This is a genomic window from Rhodoferax sp., from assembly GCF_030653815.1.
GTDB lineage: Bacteria > Pseudomonadota > Gammaproteobacteria > Burkholderiales > Burkholderiaceae_C > Rhodoferax.
This window is the reverse complement of the sequence record NZ_JAURYQ010000021.1, coordinates 20,073-40,526: the sequence shown is the minus strand read 5'-3', so window position 1 is coordinate 40,526 and position 20,454 is coordinate 20,073. Positions and strand designations below refer to the sequence as shown.

23 protein-coding genes are annotated in these 20,454 nt (G+C 62.9%); 19 read left to right on the top strand and 4 right to left on the bottom strand.

Translation table 11 applies throughout. The features are described 5' to 3' along the window. Positions 1-6 precede the first annotated feature (6 nt). The 7 genes from dapE to rfbC all read left to right on the top strand — a co-directional run bounded on the left by dapE (position 7) and on the right by rfbC (position 7,751). A complete protein-coding gene (gene dapE / locus Q7U49_RS07505; protein ID WP_304763565.1) occupies positions 7-1,182 on the top strand; it encodes a succinyl-diaminopimelate desuccinylase in 1,176 nt (391 codons plus the stop codon). After that, a complete protein-coding gene (gene prmB, locus Q7U49_RS07500; RefSeq protein WP_304763564.1) occupies positions 1,179-2,114 on the top strand; it encodes a 50S ribosomal protein L3 N(5)-glutamine methyltransferase in 936 nt (311 codons plus the stop codon). The genes dapE and prmB overlap by 4 nt, the downstream gene beginning before the upstream one ends. Positions 2,115-2,216: 102 nt before the next feature. Next, positions 2,217-4,172: an ABC-F family ATP-binding cassette domain-containing protein gene (locus Q7U49_RS07495; protein WP_304763563.1), complete on the top strand. Its 1,956-nt coding sequence runs from the start codon at positions 2,217-2,219 to the stop codon at positions 4,170-4,172. 128 nt (positions 4,173-4,300) lie between these two features. Then, a complete protein-coding gene (gene rfbB / locus Q7U49_RS07490) occupies positions 4,301-5,380 on the top strand; it encodes a dTDP-glucose 4,6-dehydratase (RefSeq protein WP_304763562.1) in 1,080 nt (359 codons plus the stop codon). Further along, on the top strand, positions 5,377-6,288 hold the full coding sequence (gene rfbD, locus Q7U49_RS07485; RefSeq protein ID WP_304763561.1) for a dTDP-4-dehydrorhamnose reductase: 912 nt from the start codon (positions 5,377-5,379) through the stop codon (positions 6,286-6,288). The genes rfbB and rfbD overlap by 4 nt, the downstream gene beginning before the upstream one ends. 35 nt (positions 6,289-6,323) lie before the next feature. Then, complete coding sequence (gene rfbA / locus Q7U49_RS07480; protein WP_304763560.1) at positions 6,324-7,196, top strand: glucose-1-phosphate thymidylyltransferase RfbA; 873 nt, start codon at positions 6,324-6,326, stop codon at positions 7,194-7,196. 3 nt (positions 7,197-7,199) lie between these two features. Further along, positions 7,200-7,751, top strand: a complete 552-nt coding sequence (gene rfbC, locus Q7U49_RS07475) for a dTDP-4-dehydrorhamnose 3,5-epimerase (RefSeq protein WP_304763559.1) — start codon at positions 7,200-7,202, stop codon at positions 7,749-7,751. 65 nt (positions 7,752-7,816) lie between these two features. Here the strand turns inward: rfbC and rlmB are convergent, their stop codons facing one another. From rlmB to Q7U49_RS07460, 3 genes are read right to left on the bottom strand one after another with little or no spacing between them, the layout of a single operon-like run. Continuing rightward, the gene (gene rlmB, locus Q7U49_RS07470; RefSeq protein ID WP_304763558.1) at positions 7,817-8,587 is read right to left on the bottom strand and encodes a 23S rRNA (guanosine(2251)-2'-O)-methyltransferase RlmB; all 771 of its coding nucleotides are present in this window, start codon (positions 8,585-8,587) and stop codon (positions 7,817-7,819) included. 19 nt (positions 8,588-8,606) lie between these two features. Continuing rightward, positions 8,607-9,161 carry a flavodoxin family protein gene (locus Q7U49_RS07465; RefSeq protein WP_304763557.1) on the bottom strand — a complete coding sequence of 185 codons (555 nt, stop codon included), beginning with the start codon at positions 9,159-9,161 and terminating at the stop codon, positions 8,607-8,609. 36 nt (positions 9,162-9,197) lie between these two features. Next, the gene (locus Q7U49_RS07460) at positions 9,198-9,899 is read right to left on the bottom strand and encodes a pirin family protein (protein WP_304763556.1); all 702 of its coding nucleotides are present in this window, start codon (positions 9,897-9,899) and stop codon (positions 9,198-9,200) included. Between the two features lie 105 nt (positions 9,900-10,004). On the opposite strand from Q7U49_RS07460, the gene Q7U49_RS07455 reads away from it, so the two are divergent. From Q7U49_RS07455 to adk, 11 genes are all read left to right on the top strand, one after another. After that, on the top strand, positions 10,005-10,940 hold the full coding sequence (locus Q7U49_RS07455; protein WP_304763555.1) for a LysR family transcriptional regulator: 936 nt from the start codon (positions 10,005-10,007) through the stop codon (positions 10,938-10,940). Between the two features lie 130 nt (positions 10,941-11,070). Next, a complete protein-coding gene (locus Q7U49_RS07450; RefSeq protein WP_304763554.1) occupies positions 11,071-12,126 on the top strand; it encodes an NAD(P)/FAD-dependent oxidoreductase in 1,056 nt (351 codons plus the stop codon). 79 nt (positions 12,127-12,205) lie between these two features. After that, positions 12,206-13,087 carry a tRNA glutamyl-Q(34) synthetase GluQRS gene (gene gluQRS / locus Q7U49_RS07445; RefSeq protein WP_304763552.1) on the top strand — a complete coding sequence of 294 codons (882 nt, stop codon included), beginning with the start codon at positions 12,206-12,208 and terminating at the stop codon, positions 13,085-13,087. Continuing rightward, positions 13,084-13,872, top strand: a complete 789-nt coding sequence (gene trmB / locus Q7U49_RS07440; RefSeq protein ID WP_370653977.1) for a tRNA (guanosine(46)-N7)-methyltransferase TrmB — start codon at positions 13,084-13,086, stop codon at positions 13,870-13,872. Before gluQRS ends, trmB begins: the two co-directional genes overlap by 4 nt. Then, positions 13,859-14,803: a pseudouridine synthase gene (locus Q7U49_RS07435; protein ID WP_304763550.1), complete on the top strand. Its 945-nt coding sequence runs from the start codon at positions 13,859-13,861 to the stop codon at positions 14,801-14,803. The genes trmB and Q7U49_RS07435 overlap by 14 nt, the downstream gene beginning before the upstream one ends. 33 nt (positions 14,804-14,836) lie before the next feature. Continuing rightward, positions 14,837-15,463 carry a MotA/TolQ/ExbB proton channel family protein gene (locus Q7U49_RS07430; protein WP_304763549.1) on the top strand — a complete coding sequence of 209 codons (627 nt, stop codon included), beginning with the start codon at positions 14,837-14,839 and terminating at the stop codon, positions 15,461-15,463. 11 nt (positions 15,464-15,474) lie between these two features. Next, positions 15,475-15,903 (top strand): biopolymer transporter ExbD, encoded by a 429-nt coding sequence (locus Q7U49_RS07425; protein ID WP_304763547.1) that lies wholly within the window; start codon positions 15,475-15,477, stop codon positions 15,901-15,903. 4 nt (positions 15,904-15,907) lie between these two features. Further along, positions 15,908-16,909, top strand: coding sequence for a tetraacyldisaccharide 4'-kinase (gene lpxK, locus Q7U49_RS07420; RefSeq protein ID WP_304763546.1), 1,002 nt, complete (start codon positions 15,908-15,910; stop codon positions 16,907-16,909). A gap of 27 nt (positions 16,910-16,936) precedes the next feature. After that, a complete protein-coding gene (locus Q7U49_RS07415; protein WP_304763545.1) occupies positions 16,937-17,131 on the top strand; it encodes a Trm112 family protein in 195 nt (64 codons plus the stop codon). After that, positions 17,128-17,871: a 3-deoxy-manno-octulosonate cytidylyltransferase gene (gene kdsB / locus Q7U49_RS07410; protein WP_304763544.1), complete on the top strand. Its 744-nt coding sequence runs from the start codon at positions 17,128-17,130 to the stop codon at positions 17,869-17,871. Before Q7U49_RS07415 ends, kdsB begins: the two co-directional genes overlap by 4 nt. An 81-nt stretch (positions 17,872-17,952) precedes the next feature. Continuing rightward, complete coding sequence (adk, locus tag Q7U49_RS07405) at positions 17,953-18,609, top strand: adenylate kinase (protein WP_304763543.1); 657 nt, start codon at positions 17,953-17,955, stop codon at positions 18,607-18,609. Between the two features lie 49 nt (positions 18,610-18,658). On the opposite strand, the gene Q7U49_RS07400 is transcribed toward adk, so the two are convergent. After that, entirely contained in the window at positions 18,659-19,669 is a 1,011-nt protein-coding gene (locus tag Q7U49_RS07400; RefSeq protein ID WP_304763612.1) for an asparaginase, read from the bottom strand. 89 nt (positions 19,670-19,758) lie between these two features. On the opposite strand from Q7U49_RS07400, the gene lexA reads away from it, so the two are divergent. Then, on the top strand, positions 19,759-20,436 hold the full coding sequence (gene lexA / locus Q7U49_RS07395) for a transcriptional repressor LexA (RefSeq protein WP_304763542.1): 678 nt from the start codon (positions 19,759-19,761) through the stop codon (positions 20,434-20,436). Positions 20,437-20,454 lie beyond the last annotated feature (18 nt).

Here is a 20,454-nt window from a genome sequence, read left to right as displayed (position 1 = left end):
GCATTCATGAATTCCACCCTTGCCCTGGCCTGTGACCTGATCGCCTGCCCCTCCGAGACCCCAAGCGATGCCCACTGCCAGCACATCATGGGTGCACGCCTGAAGGCCATCGGCTTCCAGCTGGAAACCCTGGTTAGCGGCCCCGAAGGCCTTGAAGTAACCAATTTGTGGGCCAAACGCCCTGCCGGCACGGCACCGGGTCAAACCAAAGCCAGCAAACTGCTGGTCTTTGCCGGCCACACCGACGTGGTGCCGACCGGTCCGCTCAAACAGTGGGTCAGCGACCCCTTCAAGCCCACGCAGCGCGACGGCAAGCTGTTTGGCCGTGGCGCCGCCGACATGAAAACCTCGCTGGCCGCCTTTGTCGTGGCCACCGAAGAATTTGTGGCAGCTCACCCCGCGTCGCCCCTCGCCATTGGCTTCCTGCTGACCAGCGACGAAGAAGGCCCGGCGCTGGACGGCACCGTCAAGGTCTGCGAGATGCTGCAAGCCCGCGGCGAGGTACTGGACTACTGCATTGTGGGCGAGCCCACTTCGGTCACGCGTACGGGCGACATGATCAAGAACGGCCGGCGCGGCTCGCTCAGCGGCAAGCTCACCGTCAAGGGCACGCAAGGCCACATCGCCTACCCACAGCTGGCCAACAACCCCATTCACTTACTGGCACCGGCGCTGGCCGAGTTGATCGGCATCGACTGGGACCGTGGCAACGCCTTCTTCCCGCCCACCAGCTGGCAGGTCAGCAACATCCATGGCGGCACCGGCGCCAGCAACGTGATTCCGGGCACGGTGGTGGTCGACTTCAACTTCAGGTTTTCCACCGAGTCCACGCCGGAGTCGCTGCAAAGCCGCCTGCAAGCCGTGCTGGAGCGTCATGATTTGGCCTACGACCTGGCCTGGACGCTCAGCGGCATGCCGTTTCTGACGCCCCCGGGCACCCTGGTCGACGCCGTGGTGGCCGCCATTGGCGCCGAGACCGGCCTCACCCCCGAGCTGTCGACCAGCGGTGGCACCAGCGACGGCCGTTTCATTGCCAAGATCTGCCCGCAGGTCATCGAGTTCGGGCCACCCAACGGCAGCATCCACAAGATCAACGAGCACATTGCGCTGGCTGACATCGCGCCGCTCACCAACATTTACCGCCGGACGCTGGAAAACCTGCACGCGCAGTTGCTGGCATGAAGGCCACATCGCACCACAACGCTGGCCTCCGCCTGCTCGACTGCGTGACCCAGGCGGCGCAGCAGTTGACCCAGGCCGGGGTGGCTTTTGGCCACGGCACGACCAATGCTTTTGACGAAGCCGCCTGGCTGGTGCTGTGGCAGCTTGAACTGCCGCTGGACACGCCGCTGGAGGCCACCGCTGAAGCTGGCGAACCGGCCCTTGTGCGACAAGTCACCGCCGTCGAACAAGCCAAAATCGATGCGCTGCTGAAAACCCGCATCGCCACCCGCAAGCCCGCGGCCTACCTGACCCATGAGGCCTGGCTGCAGGGCGTCTCGTTTTATGTGGACGAGCGTGCCATTGTGCCGCGCTCGCTGATTGCCGAGGTGCTGGTCGAGGGCAGCCTGGACTATTGGCTGAACGAGTCCACCCACCGGGTGCTCGACCTGTGCACCGGCAACGGCAGCCTGGCCGTGCTGGCCGCGCTGGTGTATCCTGATGTCATGGTGCAGGCCTCTGACATCAGTGCCGATGCGCTGGAGGTGGCCCACATCAACGTCGAGCGCCACGGCCTGCATCAGCGCATCAGTTTGCACCAGGGTGACGGCCTGCCCGAGCACGGCGGCCCTTACGACCTGATCCTGTGCAACCCGCCGTATGTCAATGCCCACAGCATGGCCACCTTGCCGCCCGAATTCAAGGCCGAGCCCGCGCTGGCGCTTGACGGCAACACGGCAGGCGGCCAAGACGGCATGGACTTTGTGCGCCGCCTGTTGCGCGAGGCGCCCGCCCACATGACCGAACAAGCCATTCTGGTGCTGGAAATTGGCAACGAACGTGCCCATTTTGAAGCCGCCTTTCCCACCCTTGAAGTCATTTGGCTTGCCACCAGCGCCGGCGAAGACCAGGTGCTGCTGGTTTCGCGCGAGGCGCTGTTGACCTTGCGATGACCTTGCTTTTGTGGGGCAGACTTCAGTCTGCCAGGTCGACCGAAGTCGACCCCACAGAAGGAAAAAACATTATCTAAAACATTAAGAACCAAAAGCAACCCCTTGATTACATTAAAAAACGTTACCCTGCGCCGTGGCGCCAAAGTGCTGCTGGACGGTGCCACCGTCACCATCAACCCAGGCGAAAAGGTCGGCTTGGTCGGGCGCAACGGCGCCGGCAAGTCCTCGCTGTTTGCGCTTTTCAACGGCAACCTGCACGAGGACGGCGGCGAGTACTACATTCCCACGCAGTGGCGCATGGGCCAGGTGGCTCAAGACATGCCCGAGACCGACCAGTCGGCCACCGACTTCGTGGTCGAAGGCGACACCACCCTGCTAGCCGCGCAGCAGGAAGTCACCGCAGCGGAAGCCACCGACGACTACGACCGCATGGCCCACGCCTACATGGCGCTGCAGGATGCCGGCGCCAACGACGCCCCGGCGCGTGCGCAAGCACTCATTCAGGGCCTGGGTTTCAAGACCACCGAACTCACCAACCCGGTCAACAGCTTCTCGGGCGGTTGGCGCATGCGCCTGCAACTGGCGCGCGCGCTAATGTGCCCGTCTGACTTGCTGCTGCTCGACGAACCCACCAACCACCTCGACCTGGACGCGCTGGTCTGGCTGGAGGCCTGGCTCAAGCGCTACGAAGGCACCATGATCGTGATCAGCCACGACCGCGAGTTTCTGGATGCTGTGACCAACGTCACGCTGCACATCGACGCGGGCAAACTGGTGCGCTACGGCGGCAACTACAGCAAGTTCGAGGACATGCGCGCCGAGCAGATGGAACTGCAGCAGAATGCGTTTTCCAAGCAGCAGGACAAGATCGCCCACCTGCAAAAGTTCATCGCCCGCTTCAAGGCCAAGGCCAGCAAGGCCAAGCAGGCGCAAAGCCGGGTCAAGGCGCTCGACCGCATGGAAAAAATCGCGCCGCTGCTCTCGGAGGCCGACTTCACCTTTGAGTTCAAGGAACCCGCCAACCTGCCCAACCCGATGCTGTCGATGAGCGGTGTGAGTTTTGGCTACCCGCCGCCGGAAGACGCACCGGAGGGCACGCCACCCACCGTGATTGTGCGCAACGTCAGCAAGTCGGTGCTGGCCGGCCAGCGCATCGGTATCCTGGGCGCTAACGGCCAGGGCAAATCGACCGTGGTGAAAACCATCGCGCGCGACCTGGCCGCCATCGGCGGCGAGATCACCGAGGGCAAGGGCCTCAACATTGGTTATTTTGCCCAGCAGGAGCTCGACGTGCTGCGCCCCGCCGACACGCCGCTGGAGCACATGATCCGCCTGGTCAAGGACATGACTGCGGCCGGCAAGATCGTCGGCCAGCAAACGCGCGAACAAGACCTGCGCAGTTTTCTGGGCACCTTCAACTTTGGCGGCGACATGGTCAAGCAGGCCGTGGGCAGCATGAGCGGCGGCGAAAAAGCGCGCCTGGTGCTGTGCATGATCGTCTGGCAGCGCCCCAATCTGCTGCTACTTGACGAGCCCACCAACCACCTCGACCTGGCCACGCGCGAAGCCCTGGCCATGGCCCTCAATGAGTTTGAAGGAACCGTGATGCTGGTCAGCCACGACCGCGCCCTGCTGCGCAGCGTCTGCGACGAATTCTGGATGGTCTCGCACGGCGGCGTCGAACCCTTTGACGGCGACCTCGACGACTACCAGCGTTATTTGCTGGATGAAGCCAAGCGCCAGCGCGAACTCATCAAGGAAGCCAGCAGCGCCGCCGCCAAGGCCGAGCGCAAAGCCCAGGCCGAAGCGGCGGCCGCCGCGGCCAAGCTCAAACACAAGCCCGCGCCCACCGGTTCGCTCAAACGCAAACTGGCCGACCTGGAAGCCCGCATGGCCACACTGCAGGCCGAGGGTACCCAGCTCGAAGGCCATTTGTGCCAATCGCCACCGCCTGCGGACTTTGCCAACCAGGGCAAACGCCTGAAGGCGGTGAACGAAGAACTACAAAGCCTGGAAGAACAGTGGCTGGAAGTGTCGAGCGAGATCGAAGCGGCTTGAACGACTGTTGCTGAATCTTGTGGAGGCCCGCCTCGGGCCGATGGCTGTTCTTTACGCCACACGCCCACAACAATCTCGACTTCAGCGCCCTTACACTCTCCGCATTCAAAAATGCATAGGGAAACAACATGATTTTGGTCACGGGCGGAGCCGGTTTTATTGGTGCCAATTTTGTTCTCGACTGGCTGGCCATCCATGACGAGCCGGTCATCAACCTCGACAAGCTCACCTACGCCGGCAACCCCGAAACCCTGCAAAGCCTGCAGGGTGACGCCCGCCACGACTTGGTGCAGGGCGATATTGGCGACACCACGCTGGTGAGCCAGCTGCTGGCCACACACCAGCCGCGCGCCGTGGTCAACTTTGCCGCCGAAAGCCACGTCGACCGCTCCATCCACGGCCCGGGTGAATTTATCCAGACCAACATCGTGGGCACCTTCAACCTGCTGGAGTCGGTGCGAGGGTACTGGTCAGGCTTGCCCGAAGACCATCGCGACGGGGGCGTCGTTCCCACAAAGGGTAATTTCCGGTTTTTGCATGTGTCCACGGACGAAGTTTATGGTTCACTGAAAAAGGACGACCCGGCCTTCACCGAGACCAGCCACATCGAGCCCAACAGCCCGTACAGCGCCAGCAAGGCCGCCAGCGACCACCTGGTGCGTGCCTGGCACCACACCTACGGACTGCCGGTGCTCACCACCAACTGCTCCAACAATTACGGTCCCTACCACTTCCCCGAAAAACTCATCCCGCTGATGATCGTCAACGCGCTGGCCGGCAAACCTTTGCCGGTCTATGGCGACGGCCAGCAGATTCGCGACTGGCTGTACGTGAAAGACCACTGCAGCGCGATCCGTCGCGTGCTCGAAGCCGGCCGCCTGGGCGAAATCTACAACGTGGGCGGCTGGAACGAAAAGGCCAACCTGGACATCGTGCACACGGTCTGCGCCTTGCTCGACGAGCTGCGCCCGCGACCTGATGGCAAGCCCTACAAAGACCAGATCACCTACGTCACCGATCGCCCCGGTCATGACCGTCGTTACGCCATTGATGCCCGCAAGCTGGAACGCGAACTCGGCTGGAAACCTGCCGAGACCTTTGAGTCCGGCATCCGAAAAACCGTGCAGTGGTACCTCGACCACCCCGACTGGGTCGCCCATGTGCAAAGCGGCGCCTACCGGGACTGGGTACAAAAGCAATACGCATGAAAATTCTTCTTTTAGGTAAGAACGGCCAGGTCGGCTGGGAACTGCAGCGCAGCCTGGCGCCCCTGGGTGAGCTCATTGCGCTGGACCGCCACAGCAGCGAGTTTTGCGGCGATCTCGCGAACCAGGCAGGCCTGGCCGACACCGTGCGCACCGTCCGGCCCGACGTCATCGTCAACGCCGCCGCCTACACCGCAGTGGACAAGGCCGAGAGCGAACCCGAACTGGCGAGCGCCATCAATGCCCATGCGCCCGAAGTCCTGGCGCGTGAGGCAGCCCAGCTGGGTGCCTGGCTGGTGCACTACAGCACCGACTACGTCTTTGGCGGCGGCGGCGACCGGCCCTGGCGTGAAGACGACCCCACCTTTCCGCTGAATGTGTACGGCCAGACCAAGTTGCTGGGCGAGCACATGATCGACTGGGTCTGCCCGCGCCACCTGATTTTCCGGACCAGCTGGGTCTATTCGGCGCGCGGCGGCAACTTTGCCAAGACCATGCTGCGCCTGGCCCAGGAACGTGACCAGCTCAAGGTCATCAACGACCAGTTTGGTGCCCCCACCGGTGCCGAGCTGATTGCCGACGTGACCGCCCACGCCATCCGCCAGGTGCGCCAACCGGGGGCAGACACCCAGGCCCTGGCCGGCATTTACCACCTGGTGGCCAGCGGTTGCACCACCTGGTTCGACTACGCCCAATATGTCATCGCACAGGCAAGGAAGTTGCAACCCGGCTTGGCAATCAAGTCGACCGCGATAGAGCCCGTGCCCACCAGCGCCTTCCCCACGCCAGCCCAGCGGCCGCTGAACTCCCGCCTGGACACCGGCAAGCTTCAGGAAACGTTTGGCCTGTCCCTGCCGGAATGGCAACTTGGGGTAGACCGTATGCTGGCAGAGACCATAACGGCCGAATAAATCTGGCCCGCTCGAAAACTCAAGGGAATAAAAAAATGACACAACGCAAAGGCATCATCCTCGCTGGCGGCTCCGGCACCCGGCTTTACCCGGTCACACAGGCGGTCAGCAAGCAGCTCATGCCGGTCTACGACAAGCCCATGATCTATTACCCCTTGAGCACGCTCATGCTGGCCGGAATTCGCGAGGTGCTGGTGATCTCCACGCCGCAGGACACGCCGCGTTTTGCCGACCTGCTTGGCGACGGCAGCCAATGGGGCATGGCGATCAGCTACGCGGTGCAGCCCAGCCCCGACGGCCTGGCGCAAGCCTTCATCATCGGGCGCGACTTCGTGGCCGGTCAGCCCAGTGCGCTGGTGTTGGGCGACAACATTTTTTACGGCCATGACCTGGTCAAGCAACTGACCCATGCCGACGAGCGCCAAAGTGGGGCCAGCGTTTTTGCCTACCATGTGACAGACCCCGAGCGTTATGGCGTGGTCGAGTTCGATGCCCACAAACGCGCTGTCAGCATCGAGGAAAAGCCCAAACAGCCCAAGAGCAATTACGCCGTCACCGGCCTGTATTTTTACGACAACCAGGTCTGCGACATTGCCGCCAGCATTCAACCGTCGGCGCGCGGTGAGCTGGAAATCACCGACGTCAACCGGCGCTACCTGGAGCAGGGCCAGCTCAACGTCGAAATCATGGGCCGGGGCTACGCCTGGCTCGACACCGGCACCCACGACAGCCTGCTGGAGGCCGCCAGCTTCATTGCCACCCTGCAAAAGCGCCAGGGCCTGCAAGTCGCCTGCCCCGAGGAGATTGCTTTTGGCCAAAGCTGGATCGACGCCGCCCAAATTCAAAAACTCGCCGCACCCCTGGCCAAAAATGGCTATGGGCAGTATTTGTTGAGCCTTTTGAAGTAAGACATGCCCTACACCGTCACCCCTACCGCCCTGCCCGGCGTGCTGATTCTTGAACCCAAGGTTTTTGGCGATGCCCGTGGTTTCTTTTTCGAGAGCTTCAACGCACGCGACTTCGCCCAATGCACTGGCCTGGACGTGCAATTTGTGCAGGACAATCACAGCAAATCGGCCAAAGGCGTGCTACGTGGCCTGCACTACCAGATCGCGCATGCGCAGGGGAAACTGGTGCGGGTGACGCAGGGCGAGGTGTTTGACGTGGCGGTCGACATGCGCCGTACCTCGCCCCAATTTGGACAATGGGAAGGCGTACTGTTGTCGGCAGAAAACAAGCGCCAACTCTGGATCCCGCCAGGTTTTGCCCACGGCTTTCTGGTGACCAGCGACAGTGCCGAGTTTTTGTACAAAACCACCGACTACTGGTACCCAGAGCATGAGCGCAGCCTGTTGTGGAACGACCCTACGGTTGGCGTCAACTGGCCGATCGAGGCTCCACCACTGCTGGCCGCCAAGGACATGGCGGGGTTGCCGCTGGCCAGCGCATCAACATTTTTGTAGGAGCGGCGCCCTCGCCGCGATTGAACCCCTGCCCGAGGGCGGGCCTCCCGCGAAGACAGGGCCGTCTACAAAGTCCTCTGCCGCAACGCCTCGTACAGGCACACACCACTCGCCACCGACACATTCAGGCTCTCCACTGCACCGCGCATCGGGATGCTGATGAGTTCGTCACAGGTCTTGGCGGTGAGCTGGCGCATGCCGTCGCCCTCGGCGCCCAGCACCAGCGCTACAGGTCCTTTCAGATCAGCCTGGTAAAGCGTTTTAGTGGCCACGTCGCTGGTGCCAATGATCCAGATGTTGCGTTCCTTGAGCTCATTCAAGGTGCGCGCCAGGTTGGTGACCATGAAATACGGCACAGTCTCGGCGGCACCACTGGCCACTTTGGCCACGGTGGCGTTGATGCCGGCCGCATGGTCTTTGGGGGCAATCACGGCATGCACGCCGGCACCATCGGCCACGCGCAGGCAGGCGCCCAGGTTATGCGGGTCGGTCACGCCATCCAGCACCAGAATCAGCGGTTGCACGCGCTCGTTCGCGGGCAGCTCCAACTGGGTCGCTTCGAGCTGTTCCAGCAATTCGTCGAGGGAAGTCACTTGCGTGAGCTCATGCACCCGAGCAGCCACGCCCTGGTGCCCGTGGCTGCCGCACAGCTTGGCCAGGCGCATGCCGTCAGCCTCCAGCAGACGCACACCGGCTTCCTTGACCTTGTCGACAAACTGGCGCATGCGAGCATCGCGCCGGGTTGGGTCGATGTAGATTTCAACAATGGATTTGGGCGCAGTCTTGAGGCGCACGCCCACGGCATGAAAGCCGAACAGAACTTTGGGATTGGACATAGGCCGCGATTATCGCGGCTTATCCCTTGAATTTGCCCGCCAACTCGGCCACGCGCTGGCCGAACAGGCGGGCGGTCTCCAGGTCGCCGGCGTTCATTTCTGCACCACCAGCGTCGCCGGGTGTTTGCGCCATGGGGCCGGCGCTGGACGCCAGGTAATTGATGTCATTGCGCTGCGACGCCTTGGTGTTGTTGTAGTGCAGGCCCGTGCCCACCCAGATGCCGCCGTGCTGCATGGCCAGCGTCATGAAGTAGTGCAGCGTGGAATGTTTGTCGCCATTGACGTTGGCACTGGCGGTAAAACCGCCAAAAATCTTGTCTTTCCAGGCCTGGCTGAACCAGGCTTTGCTCGACGCATCAGCAAACTTCTTGAACTGCCAGCTCACGCTGCCCATGTAAGTGGGGCTGCCCATGAGGATGGCGTCGGCTTCGTTCAGGGTGGCCCAGCCGTCTTCTGTCAGGTTGCCATCGGCGTCAATCGCCACCAGATCGGCGTTGGCACCATCCGCCACCGATTGCGCCATGCGCAGGGTGTGGCCATAACCTGAATGAAAAACAACTGCAACTTTTGCCATGGTGAAAGCTCCTTTTGAAAATTGAAATATATCTGCTTACGCGGACAGGTCAAACACCAGCACTTCGGCATCCTGCGCATCGTTCAACACCACCTGTGTCTCGCCGTCCAGCAGGGCGGCATCGCCGGTGCGCAGGGCCAGGCCGTTCACCGTCAGGGCGCCGCGAACCAGGTGCACATAAGACTTGCGACCAGCGGCCAGGTCCAGCGTGGCAGTCTGTCCGACATCAAACAAACCCGCATACAAACGGGCATCGGCGTTGAGTCGCACCGAACCCTGCGCGCCATCAGGCGATGCCACCAAGCACAACCGACCCTGCTTGGCCGCATCGGCAAAAGTGGTTTGCTCGTAGCTGGGCTCGACGCCCTTCGCATCCGGCTCGATCCAGATCTGCAAAAAATGCGTGGTCTCGTTGGGTGCGAAATTGAATTCGCTGTGCTGCACACCGGTGCCGGCGCTCATCCGCTGCACGTCCCCGGGCGGGATGGACTTGACGTTGCCCATGCTGTCCTTGTGCGCCAGCGCGCCTTGCAATACATAGCTCACAATTTCCATGTCGCGGTGGCCATGGGTGCCAAAACCTTTGCCTGGGGCCACGCGGTCTTCGTTGATGACGCGCAAGTTGCCCCAACCCATGTGTGCCGGGTCGTAATACCCGGCAAACGAAAAACTGTGAAACGACTTGAGCCAGCCATGGTCTGCATAGCCGCGCTCCTGGGAAGGTCTGAGGGTGATCATGGTGTGTCTCCTTGGATAGCCTCCAATGTAGTTGTAAAACAAGCGACAAAAGGTCTTGGGATTTGATGGCATCATTCAATCTGTTTGAATTGAAAGAGGCACACCATGCAAACTGCACGCAATGTATTGACGCCTGAAGCGCTCGCCATGCTGCAAACCATTGCCAGCACCGGCAGTTTCGCTGCCGCCGCGCGCGTGCTGGGCATGGTTCCCAGCGCCCTCACCTACCGCGTGCGCCAGCTCGAAGACGCGCTCGATGTGCTGCTGTTCGACCGCAGCTCACGCCGCGCCCTGCCTACCGTGGCGGGTCACGAGCTGCTGCGCGAAGGCGAACGCCTGCTGGAAGACCTGGAAGCGGTCGCCAACCGCGTCAAACGTGTGGCCACCGGATGGGAGCCACAATTGACGCTGGCCGTGGACAGCATCATTGCCAAAGCCACGGTGATGGAACTGGTCGACAGCTTTTTTGATCAGAATCCGCCCACCCGCATCCGCCTGCGCGACGAAACCCTGTCGGGCACGCTCGAAGCCCTGACCAGCGGCGAGGCCGACCTGGCGCTGGGCGTGGCCGATCTGGTGCAAAACACCGCCATCCACGCCAAGCCGCTGGGCGATGTGCGCTTTGTCTATGCGGTGGCGCCGCACCACCCGCTGGCTCAGGCCCCCGAGCCGCTTAGCGACGAAGCCATGCGTGCGCACCGCGCCGTGGCCGTGGCCGACACCATCAGCCGTGGCCGGGGCGTGACGATTGGTCTGCTGGGCGGGCAGGATGTTTTCACCGTGGCCACCATGCAGGACAAGCTCGACGCCCAATTGCGCGGCCTGGGTTGTGGCTCGCTACCCGAATGCATGGCCGGCCCGTTCATCGACACCGGCCGCCTGGTAGTCAAGCAAACCGAGCGTGCGCCCCGCGTGGTGGGCGTCAACTACGCCTGGCGCGCCGCCAGCAACGCCCCCGGGCGTGCCCTGCAATGGTGGTTGACGCAACTGGAAAGCCCTACCACCCGCACCGCCTTGCTGGAGCGCCATCGGGGCCTGTAGGGTATTCGTAGGGCCGAATTTATTCGACCAGGTCGACTGAAGTCGACCCTACCCCAGCCCGGCTGGTAAAGTCGGTCCCATACAGTCCCATACACATTGACAAATGCATCGTTACCAACTGGAGAAAAATATGAGTTCTGCGCCGCGCGCACCCCAACACTTTGCCGTCATCGGCGCTGGCATGGCGGGCATCACCTGCGCACGTACGCTGGTGCAGGCCGGCCACCAGGTCACCATTTTCGAGAAAAGCCGCAGCACCAGCGGCCGCATGGCCACCCGCAGCAGCGCCTTTGGTTCGTTCGACCACGGCGCCCAGTATTTCACGGCGCGCGACGCACGCTTTCTGCAGGCACTGGAGACCACACCCAAGCTGTGCAAGCGCTGGAGCGCCAACAGCGTCCAGGTGCTTGATGAAATGGGCCATGTGGCGGGTCCGGGCTTGTCCACCCACGACGCCCACTGGGTGGCCGTACCCGGCATGAAGTCGCTGGTGAGCGGCTGGGCCGAACCACTCGCGTCCGGTGGCCACATCGAGCTGGAAACCCGCGTCAACCGCATCGAAGCTGATGCCGTCAACAAAAAAAAATGGCAATTGCGCACCGAAGGCGCTGACGGCGCCCAACATGTTTTTTCCGGTTTCGATGGCGTCTTGTTGGCCATTCCCAGCGCCCAAGCGCACAGCCTGCTGCAAACCTCTGAGCAGGCCAAGCCCTGGCTCAAGCAACTTGAACAGGTCAAGGTTGCCCCTTGCTGGACACTGATGCTGGCTTTTCCGCAAGCCATGCAACCCGGCCTGTCGGCCCTGGGGCCGCAATGGAACGCCGCGCGCAGCACGCACCACCGCATCGCCTGGCTGGCGCGCGAATCGAGCAAACCCGGGCGGGAACCCATCGAGCGCTGGACCATCCAGGCCAGCCCCGCCTGGTCACAGGAACACATTCACGACGACGTGCCGCGCGTCGAAGCCAAACTATTGAAGGCCTTCAGCGAGGTCACCGGCATCCGCGCCGAACCCGCCCATGTCGACAGCCAGCGCTGGCTTTATGCCAAGACGGTCCAGCCGCTGGGGAAAAGCCACCTCTGGGACGCCAAAAAGGGCCTGGGCGTGTGCGGCGACTGGTGCATTGGGCACCGCGTGGAAGACGCGTTTGTGTCAGGGTTGGAGCTGGCACTGGCAGTGGTTTAAAAACCATCGGCCCGAGGCGGGCCTCCTACAAAAACCGAAACCCATGTCGTTGATTTGTGGGAGCGGCGCCCTCGCCGCGATGGCCCCCCCCTACATCGGCCGTTTCGCCCCCTCACCCACTGGCCCGCTGCACGCGGGTTCGCTGGTGGCGGCGCTGGCCAGCTGGCTCGATGCCCGTGCCCACGGCGGCCAATGGTTGGTGCGCATCGAAGACGTCGACAGCACCCGCTGCCTGCCCGGCCTGGACCAGACCATCCGGCAACAACTGGCAGCGCTAGGCCTGCACAGCGACCAGCCGCCCGTTTACCAATCGCAGCGTACGCCGCTTTACCAGCAAGCGCTGAGCGAACTCATGGCCAGCGGCCACGCTTACCCCTGCGGCTGCAGCCGGCGTGACATCGAACTTGCCCTGCAGCACAACGGCCAGGTCAAACCCCGCCATGGCGAGTTGATCTACCCCGGCACCTGCCGCAAAGGGCTGCAGGACAAACCCGCGCGCGCCTGGCGCTTCAACACCCAAGGGCAGCCGCCGCTGCATTGGCATGACCGCCGTTTGGGCGAGCAATCGCAGGATGTGGCGCTTGACGTCGGCGACTTCATCCTGAAGCGTGCCGACGGCTGTTTTGCCTACCAATTGGCGGTGGTGGTGGACGACGCCGCCCAAGGCGTCACCGACGTGGTACGCGGTCAGGACCTGGCCGACAACACCGCCCGCCAGATCTTGCTGCAACGCGCCCTGCACCTGCCCACCCCGCGCTACCTGCACACCCCGCTGGTGCTGGGACCCAATGGCGAAAAACTCAGCAAACAAAACGGCGCCCAGGCGCTGGATAGCGCTCACCCCTTGGCTGCGCTCAATCAGGCCGCGGCGATGCTCGGCCTGGCCGGGCAACACGCGCTGGCCGACGCATTGCCCAACTGGGTGGCCCAGTGGCAGGGTCTCTACAATCGCTCCCCGTGAACGACACCCAAAATACCCCTCCCAAAGCGCCCGACCAGGCCCGCACCCCGCGCATCCGCCCGCAGTCGCTTGCCGATGTGGCCTTTCCCAAAACCATCAAGAGTTTTGTCCGCCGTGCCGGTCGCACCACCACGGGCCAGACCAAGGCGTTTGAGGAACTCGGGCCCAAGTTTTTGCTGCCTTACCAGCCTGCGCTCCTTGATTTCGCCCAGGCCTTTGCCGCTGCCGGTAACAACGACACCCGCCCCACCGTGCTCGAAATCGGCTTCGGCATGGGCGAGGCCACCGCCCACATTGCCGCACTGCTGCCGGGCACCAACTTTTTGTGCTGCGAAGTACATGAACCCGGCGTGGGTGCGCTGCTCAAGCGCATCGGCGAGCAAAACCTGCACAACATCCGCATCTGCGCGCACGACGCGGTCGAGGTCATCGACCACATGCTGCCGCTGCACAGCCTGGACGGCGTGCACATTTTTTTCCCAGACCCCTGGCACAAGAAGAAGCACAACAAACGCCGCCTGATCCAGGCGCCGCTGATTGCCAAACTTGCAGCGCGCCTCAAGGTGGGTGGCTACCTGCACTGCGCCACCGACTGGCAGCCTTATGCCGAGCAGATTCTGGAAGTGTTAAGCGCCGAGCCGCTGCTGAAAAACACCGCGCCAGAAAAACACGCCGAGCTGCTGGGTTACGCCCCCAAGCCCCACTACCGGCCGTTGACCAAGTTCGAAAACCGCGGCATCAAACTGGGCCATGGCGTGTGGGACCTGGTGTTTGAGCGCCTTTAAACCACCCACGCGCAACGGCATCGGCCCGAGCTGTGTCGGTTTGCCGGCCGGGTCGTGGCCCACGCTGCTGGACTTTCTGACCGCGCGTTTTCCCAACGTGTCGCCCCAGACCTGGCTGGCGCGCATGGCCCGCGGGGACGTCATCGACGAACGTGGCCAGGCTATTTCGCCCGAGCGCGCCAGCCACGCGCCCTACTCTGCGCACCAGCGCCTTTTTTACTACCGCGAGGTGCCCAACGAGCCGCGCATTCCGTTTGACGAAGTAGTGCTGTATCAGGACGACCATCTGCTGGTGGTCGACAAGCCGCATTTCTTGCCCGTCGTGCCCTCGGGCGGCTACCTCACCGAAACCGTGCTGGTGCGCCTCAAGAACAAACTGGGCCTGAATGACCTGGTGCCCATCCACCGCATCGACCGCGACACCGCCGGGCTGGTGCTGTTTGCCAAACAGCCCGCCAGCCGCGCCGCCTATTGCGCGCTGTTCAGTCAGCACCAGGTGCGCAAGACCTACGAAGCCATCGCCCCGTGGCGGGCCGGCCTGAGCTGGCCCGTCACCCGCAGCAGCCGCATTCAGGAGGCGGGCCATTTCATGCTGCAGCACGAGGTGCCCGGCGCGCCCAACGCCATCACCCACATTGATGTGCTGGAGGTGCATGGCGAGCTGGCGCGTTACCAGCTTAAACCAGTCACCGGCCAGCGCCACCAGTTGCGGGTGCACATGCTGGGCTTGGGCCTGCCCATTTTGAACGACGGCCTTTACCCCACCCTCACCCCCGAGGGCCAGCTGGACCATGCCCACCCGCTGCAGCTGCTGGCGAAACGGCTGGAGTTCATTGACCCGGTGAGCGGCGAGCCCCGGCAGTTTGAGAGTGCGCGAAAGTTGTCCCTTGTAGAAGGCCCGCCCTCGGGCCGATGGATGTCTGCGCCATAATCACCCAGCTTTTTTCTTCAGCGGAGTTTCAATTTGTTTTCCATCCTACAAGCTGCGGGTTGGCCCATCTGGCCTTTGGTGGCCTGCTCGGTGCTGGCCTTGGCGCTGATCATCGAGCGCTTCATCAGCCTGCAAACTGCCAAGGTGGTACCCCCCAGGCTGCTCGACGAGGTCCTCACTGTCACTCGCCTGAGCGTGCCCGGCCCTGATGTGATCGCCAAGCTGGAAAAAAATTCTGCGTTGGGTGAAGTACTGGCCTCCGGCCTGCGTGCGCTCAACGCCAACCCCTTGTGCAGCCAGGACGAGCTGCGCGCCGGCATGGAAGCCAGCGGGCGCCAGGTGGCGCACCGGCTGGAGCGTTACCTCAGCGCGCTGGCCACCATCGCCTCGGTGGCGCCCCTGATGGGCCTGTTTGGCACCGTGGTCGGCATGATCGAAATTTTTGGCTCGCAACCCGGCGGCACCACCATGGGTGGCAACCCGGCGCAGCTCGCGCACGGCATTTCGGTAGCCTTGTACAACACGGCGTTCGGGCTGATGGTGGCCATTCCGTCGCTCATTTTCTGGCGCTACTTTCGCGCCCGGGTCGACGAGTACCTGCTCACGCTCGAACTGTCCGCCGATCGGCTGGCGCGCCACCTGTACACCTTGCGCAAGTAGGCCCTGGCGTGATGAATTTTCGTGTCCGCAACAAGGAAGAACCCGAGATCAACCTGATCCCGTTCATTGACGTGCTGCTCGTCATCCTGATCTTTTTGATGCTGACCACCACCTACAGCAAGTACACCGAAATGCAGCTCAAACTGCCAGTGGCCGACGTCGACGCACAACGCGACTACGAGCGCGAAGTGCTGGTGTCGGTCAGTGCAGACGGCCAGTACAGCGTCAACAAACAAGGCGTCAACGGGCGCAGCGTGGCCGACCTGGCCAGCGCCCTGAAGGCGGGCGCCAAGGCTGGAGCCGATTCGGTGCTCATCATCCACGCTGACGCCAACGCCAAGCACCAGTCGGTCATCAACGTGATGGAAGCAGCGCGCCGCGCCGGGCTCACCCAGATCACCTTCGCCACCGTGTCCCCCACCCCGGGCAGCACACGCTAAATAAATGGCCACCGCCGCACCATTGCCCGGCAGCCTGCTGACCCGCGCCTGGCTGCAACGGGGCTGGCTGGCCTGGCTGCTGTGGCCGCTGTCTGTGTTTTATGGCGGGCTGGTGCGCTTAAGAAAAACCATGTACAGCCTGGGCTGGCTGACCACCGAGCGCCTGCCGGTCCCCGTGCTGGTGGTCGGCAACGTGGTGGCTGGAGGCGCTGGCAAAACTCCGGTGGTGATGGCCATGGTGCAACACCTGCAGGCGCGCGGCATCCGGGTGGGCGTGATCTCACGCGGTTATGGACGCAGCAGCCAAGCCTGCCTTGAAGTGCTACCAGGCAGCGCGGTTGAAGACGTCGGCGACGAACCCGCGCTTATCCAGCGCCGCACATCGGCACCGGTCTTTGTGGCAAGGCGGCGCGCCGAGGCCGGCCGCGCCCTGCTGGCCAGCTACCCGCAAATACAAATTTTGGTGTGTGACGACGGCCTGCAGCACTTGGCTTTGCAGCGCGACCTGGAAATTGGCGTGTTTGACGACCGGGGCGTGGGCAACGGCTTTTTGCTCCCCGCCGGGCCGCTGCGCGAACCCTGGCCGCGCCCGCTCGACCTGCTGCTGCACACCGGCCAGCAACCCGCCTTTGCCGGTTTCCGGGCAAGCCGAAGCCTGGCCAGCCATGCCCTGCGTGCCGACGGCAGCCCGGTGGCCCTGGCCGACCTGGTGCCTGGCAAACCATTGCTCGCACTGGCCGCCATCGCCCAACCCGAGGCATTTTTCGCCATGCTACGCGCCCAGGGCCAGCCACTGGCAGGCACCCTGGCCCTGCCCGATCACCACGATTTCAGCCAATGGGCTGGCAACGCCGAGGGTGCCTACACCGTACTCTGCACTGAAAAAGACGCCATCAAGCTCTGGGCCAAAGAACCCACAGCCCTGGCCGTTCCGCTCAACTTCGAACCCGAACCCGCATTCTGGGCTGCCTTTGACCGGCAACTCGAACAGCTTCTGCCCTTTTAGGCATTGCTGGCACGCTATCATTGACTCATGGACACACGACTACTTGAATTATTGGTATGCCCCGTCACCAAAGGGCCGCTCACTTACAAGCACGACACGCAGGAACTGGTGTCGCGCAGCGCCCGCTTGGCCTACCCGGTGCGCGACGGCATTCCGGTGCTGTTGGAAAACGAAGCCAGGGTGCTGACCGACATCGAAATTGAAGAAGGGCGTCAAGCTTGACCTTCACCGTCCTCATCCCCGCCCGGCTGGGCTCCACGCGCCTGCCCAACAAGCCGCTGGCCGACATTGCCGGAGTGCCCATGGTGGTCCGTGTGGCGCAACAAGCGCTGCGCTCCGGGGCACAACGCGTGGTGGTGGCGGGCGACCATTTTGAAATTGTGGCCGCTTGCCAGGCGCACGGCATTGAAGCCGTGCTGACCCGCACCGACCACCCTTCGGGCAGCGACCGTCTGGCCGAGGCCTGCGATTTGTTGGACCTGCCAGACGACAGCATCGTGGTCAACCTGCAGGGCGACGAGCCTCTGATGGACCCCGAACTGGTCACCGATGTAGCCCACCTGCTGGCCCGGCATCCGCAAGCGGCCATGAGCACGGCCGCCCACGCGATTGATTCGGTCACAGACTTTCACAACCCCAACGTGGTCAAGGTGGTGCTCGACGCGCAACACATGGCGCTGTACTTCAGCCGCGCGCCCATTGCCTGGCCACGTGACACGCCCGACGCCTTGCCCAGCCCGGTACCCTTGCGCCACATCGGCATTTACGCGTACCGGGTGAGCTTTTTGCGACTTTTCCCCAAGCTGGCGCAAGCCCCGCTGGAACGCACCGAATCACTTGAACAATTGCGCGCCCTGTGGCACGGGCACCGCATTGCGGTTCATATCACCCAGCATGCGCCAGGGCCAGGTGTCGACACGCCCGAAGACCTGGCGCGGGTGCGACGCTTAATCAAAGGGTGATGTAAGTCTTGCAAAAGCTCTTGCGTGCTATTCTCAACCCGTTAAATTGCTTCCATTTTCAATAAGAACCCGAGGACAAATATGAAACTGATTTTGTTGGGCGCACCCGGCGCTGGCAAGGGCACACAGGCCACGTTCATTTGCCAAAAATACGGCATTCCGCAAATCTCCACGGGTGACATGCTGCGCGCCGCCGTCAAGGCCGGCACACCGCTGGGCGTGATGGCCAAACAGGTAATGGACGCCGGTGGCCTGGTCAGCGACGACCTCATCATCAACCTCGTGAAAGAACGCATTGCCCAGCCCGACTGCGCCAACGGCTTCCTGTTCGACGGCTTTCCGCGCACGTTGCCTCAGGCCGACGCAATGAAAGCCGCCGGCGTCATGCTTGACTACGTGCTTGAAATCGATGTGCCGTTTGATGCCATCATCGACCGCATGAGCGGCCGCCGCTCACACCCAGCCTCGGGCCGGACCTACCATGTCACCTTCAACCCGCCCAAAGTGGCCGGTGTCGACGATGTGACCGGTGAGCCGCTGGTGCAACGCGCCGACGACCAGGAAGAAACCGTCAAAAAGCGCCTCGATGTCTACAGCGCGCAAACTCGTCCGCTGGTGGAGTATTACTCGGCCTGGGCCAAGGCCGATCCGGCCACCGCACCCAAATACCGCGCCATCAGCGGCACTGGCAGCGTCGAAGACATCACCGCGCGGGCGTTTGCGGCGTTGGCAGCATAAATCGCCCGAACTGCCCCCTGTAGGAGCGGCGCCCTCTCCGCGATTAAATTCAAAAATCCATCGGCCCGAGGGCGGGCCTCCACATAAGTTTCAACATCAAGGCCACCCTTGCCTTGACCGGTGACAGCCCCTCGCTGTCCGCAAACTCTTTACCCGCCACGGGTAGCACGCGCCCCTCGCCACAACGGCTGGCGCGCACCACCTTCACGCCCGCCTGCCCGGCGCGCTGCAGCGCGGCAATCAGTTCAACATGCAGGGAGCCATTGCCGGTGCCCGCCACCACCAGGCCTTGCAGTGGCGCCACACCAGGCAGGAGTTGCAGCATCGCGTCCACCACGGCGGCGCTGCCGCCCGCGTAATTCATCACAATCTCCACACGCGGCCAGCTCGTGGTGCCGGCGATCTTTTCCAGTGACACCGCTGCCTGATGATCCAACGCCAGCGGCCAGGCTTTGGCCGGGCGAAAGCTGCCCTCTTCCATAAAACCCAACGGCCCGGCGTCACCCGAGCTAAACGCATCAGTGCGGTACACATGCACCTTCTGCACGGCCAGGGCACCATGCACCACCCCGGCGCACACGGCCATCACGCCGCAGGCGCCAGGGGTGCGCGCCAGGGCCACGGCATCGAGCAAATTCTGCGGACCGTCCGGGCTCAGCGCTGAAGCTGGCCGCATGGCGCAGGTCAGCACCACAGGCTTTCGCAACTGCAGCGCGGCAGGCAGCGTGGTGTGCAGGAAGAATGCTGTTTCTTCGAGCGTGTCGGTGCCGTGTGTGACCACCACGCCACACACATCGTCCTGCGCCAGGTGCTGCTGCACGCGCAGCGCCAGCGCCGTCCAGATAGCAAAACTCATGTCTTTGCTGTCGACTTGCGCCACCTGCTCCGCCACCAGGGTGTCCCCCTGGAGCACATCCGCCATGCCCGGCACGCCCGCCAGCAAGTCGGCCACACCGACCTGGGCGGCGCTGTAACCAATGTTGTCGCCGGCGCGGGCCGCGGTGCCGGCAATGGTGCCGCCGGTCCCCAACACCACAATATTCTTGAAGTTTTTTTCAATAGCCACTTGCGGTCTTTCTCAAACTGGTTAAAAATACAGTTACTGGATAAGAAACCAGTACTTTCTTACACCGTCACCCAGGAGCCGCCATGCTAATCAGACCCAAATTGACTGATCGCCAGCAACAGATCCTCGATCTTATCCAGCGCGCCATCGCCAGCACCGGTTCCCCGCCCACACGCGCGGAAATCGCCGCCGAACTCGGCTTCAAATCGGCCAACGCCGCCGAAGAACACCTTCAGGCGCTGGCCCGCAAGGGCGCCATCGAACTCGTCAGCGGCACCTCGCGCGGCATCCGCCTGAAAAGCGACACCTTGCAAGCCATCAACGCCGCACGCGGCAAATCGCTGGTGAAGTCGGTGGCCGACTTCGCGGGCCAACTGGCACTGCCCCTCATTGGCCGGGTAGCAGCGGGCTCGCCCATTCTGGCGCAAGAACACATCGATAAAACCTATTACCTCGAAGACAGCCTGTTTCAACGCAGGCCAGACTACCTGCTCAAGGTGCGCGGCATGTCCATGCGCGACGCCGGCATCATGGACGGCGACCTGCTCGCGGTGCAAAGCACCCGCGAAGCCAAGAACGGCCAGATTGTGGTGGCCCGCCTGGGTGATGAAGTCACCGTCAAACGCTTCATGCGCCACAACAACCTCATCGAACTCCACCCCGAAAACCCCGACTACCAAACCATTGTGGTCGAGCCCGGCGAATCCTTTGAAATTGAAGGCCTGGCGGTCGGCCTCATTCGCAACACCATGCTGATGTAAACCCTTCTGACCCGCTGC

What these genes read in the sequence shown, in the direction of transcription:
- dapE (WP_304763565.1), top strand. Translation starts at nt 7, where the DNA reads ATGAATTCCACCCTTGCCCTGGCCTGTGACCTGATCGCCTGCCCCTCC.
- prmB (WP_304763564.1), top strand. Translation starts at nt 1,179, where the DNA reads ATGAAGGCCACATCGCACCACAACGCTGGCCTCCGCCTGCTCGACTGC.
- rfbB (WP_304763562.1), top strand. Translation starts at nt 4,301, where the DNA reads ATGATTTTGGTCACGGGCGGAGCCGGTTTTATTGGTGCCAATTTTGTT.
- rfbD (WP_304763561.1), top strand. Translation starts at nt 5,377, where the DNA reads ATGAAAATTCTTCTTTTAGGTAAGAACGGCCAGGTCGGCTGGGAACTG.
- rfbA (WP_304763560.1), top strand. Translation starts at nt 6,324, where the DNA reads ATGACACAACGCAAAGGCATCATCCTCGCTGGCGGCTCCGGCACCCGG.
- rfbC (WP_304763559.1), top strand. Translation starts at nt 7,200, where the DNA reads ATGCCCTACACCGTCACCCCTACCGCCCTGCCCGGCGTGCTGATTCTT.
- rlmB (WP_304763558.1), bottom strand. Translation starts at nt 8,587, where the DNA reads ATGTCCAATCCCAAAGTTCTGTTCGGCTTTCATGCCGTGGGCGTGCGC.
- Q7U49_RS07465 (WP_304763557.1), bottom strand. Translation starts at nt 9,161, where the DNA reads ATGGCAAAAGTTGCAGTTGTTTTTCATTCAGGTTATGGCCACACCCTG.
- Q7U49_RS07460 (WP_304763556.1), bottom strand. Translation starts at nt 9,899, where the DNA reads ATGATCACCCTCAGACCTTCCCAGGAGCGCGGCTATGCAGACCATGGC.
- Q7U49_RS07455 (WP_304763555.1), top strand. Translation starts at nt 10,005, where the DNA reads ATGCAAACTGCACGCAATGTATTGACGCCTGAAGCGCTCGCCATGCTG.
- Q7U49_RS07450 (WP_304763554.1), top strand. Translation starts at nt 11,071, where the DNA reads ATGAGTTCTGCGCCGCGCGCACCCCAACACTTTGCCGTCATCGGCGCT.
- gluQRS (WP_304763552.1), top strand. Translation starts at nt 12,206, where the DNA reads ATGGCCCCCCCCTACATCGGCCGTTTCGCCCCCTCACCCACTGGCCCG.
- Q7U49_RS07425 (WP_304763547.1), top strand. Translation starts at nt 15,475, where the DNA reads ATGAATTTTCGTGTCCGCAACAAGGAAGAACCCGAGATCAACCTGATC.
- lpxK (WP_304763546.1), top strand. Translation starts at nt 15,908, where the DNA reads ATGGCCACCGCCGCACCATTGCCCGGCAGCCTGCTGACCCGCGCCTGG.
- Q7U49_RS07415 (WP_304763545.1), top strand. Translation starts at nt 16,937, where the DNA reads ATGGACACACGACTACTTGAATTATTGGTATGCCCCGTCACCAAAGGG.
- adk (WP_304763543.1), top strand. Translation starts at nt 17,953, where the DNA reads ATGAAACTGATTTTGTTGGGCGCACCCGGCGCTGGCAAGGGCACACAG.
- lexA (WP_304763542.1), top strand. Translation starts at nt 19,759, where the DNA reads ATGCTAATCAGACCCAAATTGACTGATCGCCAGCAACAGATCCTCGAT.